General features: G+C 32.4%; 3 protein-coding genes and 1 pseudogene. 3 read left to right on the top strand and 1 reads right to left on the bottom strand.

Going from position 1 to position 5,691, the window contains the following annotated elements:
• Window positions 1-328, top strand: a pseudogene (locus IDG60_RS05050) (hypothetical protein); the annotation flags it as partial.
• Window positions 329-481: 153 nt separating this feature from the next.
• On the opposite strand, the gene IDG60_RS05045 reads toward IDG60_RS05050, so the two are convergent.
• Window positions 482-2,155, bottom strand: coding sequence for a CDP-glycerol glycerophosphotransferase family protein (locus tag IDG60_RS05045; protein WP_000595297.1), 1,674 nt, complete (start codon window positions 2,153-2,155; stop codon window positions 482-484).
• A gap of 316 nt (window positions 2,156-2,471) precedes the next feature.
• On the opposite strand from IDG60_RS05045, the gene IDG60_RS05040 reads away from it, so the two are divergent.
• Together IDG60_RS05040 and mqo are read left to right on the top strand one after the other, a co-directional pair.
• Entirely contained in the window at window positions 2,472-4,070 is a 1,599-nt protein-coding gene (locus tag IDG60_RS05040; protein ID WP_000960854.1) for an L-lactate permease, read from the top strand.
• A gap of 380 nt (window positions 4,071-4,450) precedes the next feature.
• The coding region (mqo, locus tag IDG60_RS05035; RefSeq protein WP_206160537.1) for a malate dehydrogenase (quinone) at window positions 4,451-5,691 on the top strand (1,241 nt) is incomplete at its 3' end.

The following is a 5,691-nucleotide window of genomic DNA, read 5'->3' as shown; positions in this document are numbered from 1 at the left end:
TAATAATCAAAAATCAAGTTACGTTGCACCATATTATGGACAAAATGCCGCGCCGGTTGCACGTCAAATTTATCCGTTTAATGGAAATAAAACTCAAGCTTTACAGCAATTGCCAAATTTCCAAACAGCTTTAAATGCGGCTAATAATGAAGCAAATAAATTTGGTAGTAATAATAAAGTGTATAATGATTATTCTATTGAAGAACATAATGGCAACTATAAGTATGTGTTTAGTTTTAAAGACCCAAATGCAAATGGAAAATATTCAATTGTAACGGTTGATTATACTGGACAAGCAATGGTTACTGATCCAAACTACCAACAATAATGTTAATATAACTATGATGCAAGTTAAAAAAATAAAACGGTAAACTCTATAATATGAATTAGGGTTTACCGTTTTTTGCGTATTTTAAAGTATAAAAGTTTACGTTTTATAGCACTTTTAAACCTCATTCACAGCCACTGAGAAATTTAAACACTATTGATTAGATGTCATCTTAGACAATATAAGTTGTGAAATAGATTCTAATGGTTGTTCTTTATGTTGTATTTGTGGATATTTAATCACTGGTATTGCCTGGGAAATTAAATTATTAATTAATAATTGTCGGTCTGTATACCAAATTTTTGATAGATGACGCCAAATATCTTCGTTAACACCTTGAGACTCAATGTATTGACTGTGATTTGGAGTGTATAATGCTACTGTTTTGTCTATAGCCATCGCATCAAATATTATATTTGAGTAATCAGTGATAACGACATCAGACATTAGAATTAAGTCTTGAGCACTAAGATACTTTGGTGCAACAAGCGCCTCTTCTGGTAAGATCGCTTCATCAACACCCTGAACCACAACATGATAGGCTTTGAATAAAGCATCTGATAGTGGTAATTGTTGCGCACTCACTAATCCAATAGGTGCGTATAATAAAACTGGTTTTTGATCATTTATTTTAAACGATTTCTTATACTGTTGTTGAGTAGTACTTTCGTTACGCTTTTGTAGTAAATATTGGTGTTTAGGATTACCATAAGCCAATACATTTGCTTGGTGACTAGGAAAAGCCGTTTGATAAAAGTGGCTAATATCATCAGCAGAATGTATAACATAATCGAATTGCAACCAGCGATTATACCTTTTAGCACGATAAAAAGGTGTTTCTATATTTTTAATAGGCTCTTTACTATCTAAAAATAATTGCATTATTGGTGTGCCTTGATGTAATTGAATTAAAGTACCGTTTGGTTGTAACGTTTCAGGTATATCATTTTCAACTATAACTACGCGTGCGCTGTTAATCAATTCGTCAGCTTTTTCAGACTTAGGTGATATGAAATGTGGTCCGCGACGATCGTCAGTAACAAAATAACAGGCAGTCATTGGATTATGTTTAACGAAGTAAGTAAATAAATATTTTGAATTACCTATATATTGATGATGATCACCGATAAAAACGATGTGATCTTTTAAAACGTTTGGTTGCTTCGTATACAGGCCGAAGTTTTGTAATTGTTTGTTATCAGCACGTTGCTTTGCTATTTTATATAACCATTTAGGTAGCATAAACTTGGTAGAATACAACCAATTATCTGGCGAATTAAGTTGTTCTGAATCCTCGATAAAAAGGTTGCGAAAAGGTATAGGATGATGATCAATATAAGCCATTTTATTCAAATAAAACTGAGACATCATATCAAAATCTTCAATAGTTTTAATAGTTTCCCATATTGAAGCACTTGTTGCTATAGGGGCTTTAAAATCAAAAACGACATGACCATCGATTGATAAATCACCTTTCAGAAGTGTCAATAAAGCTAAATCGAAAATCGTTTCTACAGAGTAATAATGTATTAAATCAAGAGTCTGTTGAATCGCATATATCAGGTTAGGATAATAATTATTGTTTTGAGCCCAATCGGCAATGTTGATCGATGATTGACCGAAATAGTGACAATCATTTTTGTATTGTCCATCCACAGTATAATCAACCACGATAGACTTAGGATATAATTGAACCGCATCTAACATCGATTGATAAATCATTATCTCATTTGCATATGGAACGACATGTGTATAACCTTCAGACTGAGCTTTCATTAATTGAGATTCAAACTTTTGCATATTAGAAACATTTATCTGTTTAATCATTGCTATAACTTCCATTTCTCATCGTAGTATCTTCCTTATTTTAGCACGGTCTTATGTAAAATTCATGAATAGTATAAGTTACTTCATTACATTAAGTACAATTCATTTTGATGAACAGATTTAAAATGAAAAATAAAACAATTAAATAGGAAAGTGATATTGTTAATAGTCTGAAAAAATGGTATATTTTAATTGTGAAAAAAATCACATTAATCTCACTGTTCTGTAAAATGTTATCGATAACAAAATGCTATAGCCAGAGCATGATTTTAATGAAGCAATTACACTACTACTTTATGGAAAGAAGAGTCAGCCTATGTTAGTAAATACGTTTAACCCATTTGATAATTTATTATTATCGTCTTTAATTGCAGCAATACCGATTGTACTGTTTTTACTATGTTTAACTGTTTTTAAAATGAAAGGTATTTATGCAGCTATTACAACACTTGTTGTAACATTACTAATTGCAATACCATTTTTCAAATTGCCAGTTGGTATCGCTTCTGGTGCAGTAGTCGAAGGTTTCTTCCAAGGTATCATTCCGATTGGCTATATCGTTATGATGGCAGTATTGTTATACAAAATTACTGTTGAATCTGGACAATTTTTAACAATTCAAGATAGTATTACAAATATTTCACAAGACCAACGTATTCAAGTTTTACTTATTGGATTTGCATTCAACGCATTTTTAGAAGGTGCAGCAGGATTTGGTGTACCAATTGCAATTTGTGCACTTTTATTAACACAATTAGGATTTAATCCATTAAAAGCTGCGATGTTATGTTTAGTCGCAAATGCAGCGTCTGGTGCTTTTGGTGCGATTGGTATCCCTGTAGGTGTTGTAGAAACGTTGAAATTACCTGGAGATGTTTCAGTATTAGGTGTTTCTCAATCAGCAACTTTAACATTGGCAATCATAAATTTCATTATTCCATTCTTACTTATCTTTATTATTGATGGTTTTAGAGGTGTTAAAGAAACATTACCAGCAATTTTAGTAGTTTCAATCACTTATACACTTACTCAAGGATTATTAACTGTATTCAGTGGACCTGAATTAGCAGATATTATTCCACCGTTATTAACAATGTTAGCATTAGCAGTATTTTCTAAAAAATTCCAACCAAAACACATTTATCGTGTTAATAAAGATGAAGAAATTGAACCTGCAAAAGCACATTCTGCAAAAGCAGTATTACATGCATGGAGCCCATTCATTGTATTAACAGTCATTGTAATGATTTGGAGTGCGCCATTCTTTAAAAACTTATTCTTACCAAATGGTGCTTTATCATCATTAGTATTTAAATTCAACTTACCTGGAACAATCAGCGAAGTTACGCATAAACCATTAGTATTGACTTTAAATATTATTGGACAAACAGGTACAGCTATTTTATTAACTATTATTATTACAATTTTAATGTCTAAAAAGGTTAACTTTAAAGATGCTGGTAGATTATTCGGCGTTACATTTAAAGAGTTGTGGTTACCAGTTCTTACAATTTGTTTCATCTTAGCAATTTCTAAAATCACAACTTATGGTGGTTTAAGTGCAGCAATGGGTCAAGGTATAGCTAAAGCAGGTAATGTCTTCCCAGTTCTATCACCAATCTTAGGTTGGATAGGTGTGTTTATGACAGGATCAGTTGTAAATAACAATTCATTATTTGCACCAATTCAAGCTTCTGTTGCACAACAAATTGGAACAAGTGGTTCACTTCTTGTATCTGCTAATACAGTTGGTGGTGTAGCGGCAAAATTGATTTCACCACAATCAATTGCAATTGCAACTGCAGCAGTAAAACAAGTTGGTAAGGAATCAGAATTATTAAAAATGACATTGAAATACAGTGTATGTTTACTAATATTCATCTGTATTTGGACTTTCATCTTGTCATTATTATAAAAAAACGTATTTCAAAATATAAATATACAGAAGGTGAGATGTTTTCTAACATCTCATCTTTTTTTTATGGATCATTAATGAAAGAAGTTTGACATTATAATAATGGTAGCGCTTTATGTTAAAATGAATAGTGAGTAATCAGCAATCAAATTAAATTGGTTGATAGCTGTTAAGGTTTGTGGTTTTGTCTTTGTGCTATCGCACATAAAGTATATAATTAAAGTAGTTTCGTTATTATAAAATATTAATATACATAGTAGATAGTAATAGAGCATCACCATGGGAACCTATTGAGACACTTATTGATTTAAAGTGGTATTAATATGTCGTATTTCTCGAACGTTCCATTATTCATTTTAAAAAGGGGGACTGTATTTGTTATGACAACACAACATAGCAAAACAGATGTCATCTTAATTGGTGGCGGTATTATGAGTGCAACATTAGGAACATTACTTAAAGAATTATCACCTGAGAAAAATATTAAAGTGTTTGAAAAATTAGCACAACCTGGCGAAGAGAGTTCAAATGTATGGAATAATGCCGGTACAGGGCATTCAGCACTTTGCGAGTTGAACTATACAAAAGAAGGTAAGGATGGCACAGTTGATTGTAGTAAAGCAATTAAGATAAATGAGCAGTACCAAATTTCAAAACAGTTTTGGGCATATTTAGTTAAAACAGGACAATTAGATAACCCAGATCGCTTTATTCAAGCGGTGCCACACATGAGTTTTGTCATTGGCGAAGATAATGTAGCTTTTATAAAAAGTCGTGTTGCAACGTTAAAGAAAAGTGTTTTATTCGAAAAAATGAAATTATCGCAAGATGAAGAAGAAATGAAATCTTGGGTACCGTTAATGATTGAAGGTCGTAAGTCTGATGAACCAATTGCTTTAACTTATGATGAAACTGGTACAGATGTTAACTTTGGTGCGTTAACTGCAAAGTTATTTGAAAATTTAGAGCAACGTGGTGTGGGAATTCAATATAAGCAGAATGTATTAGACATCAAGAAACAGAAATCTGGGGCATGGCTAGTTAAAGTTAAAGATTTAGAAACTAATGAAACGACAACATATGAATCTGATTTTGTATTTATTGGTGCTGGCGGTGCGAGTTTACCATTACTCCAAAAGACTGGGATTAAACAATCAAAACATATTGGTGGTTTCCCAGTAAGTGGATTATTCCTGCGCTGTACAAATCAAGAAGTGATTGATCGTCATCATGCTAAAGTGTACGGAAAAGCAGCAGTGGGTGCGCCACCAATGTCAGTGCCGCACTTAGATACACGTTTTGTAGACGGCAAGCGTTCATTGTTATTTGGTCCATTTGCAGGTTTCTCACCTAAATTTTTAAAAACAGGTTCACATATGGATTTAATTAAATCGGTTAAACCAAATAATATCGTGACGATGTTATCTGCAGGTATCAAAGAAATGAGTCTTACGAAGTATTTAGTGTCACAATTGATGTTATCTAATGATGAGCGTATGGATGATTTAAGAGTCTTTTTCCCAAATGCTAAAAATGAAGATTGGGAAGTGATTACAGCAGGGCAACGTGTCCAAGTAATCAAGGATACTGAGGATTCTAAAGGTAACTTACAATTTGGTAC

The sequence above is a fragment of the Staphylococcus sp. EG-SA-2 genome (assembly GCF_017152085.1).
This window is presented reverse-complemented; position numbering and strand designations above follow the sequence as displayed.

Excerpts from the sequence above, each read along its gene's own strand:
- IDG60_RS05045 (WP_000595297.1), bottom strand. The coding sequence starts at position 2,155 with ATGATTAAACAGATAAATGTTTCTAATATGCAAAAGTTTGAATCTCAA.
- IDG60_RS05040 (WP_000960854.1), top strand. The coding sequence starts at position 2,472 with ATGTTAGTAAATACGTTTAACCCATTTGATAATTTATTATTATCGTCT.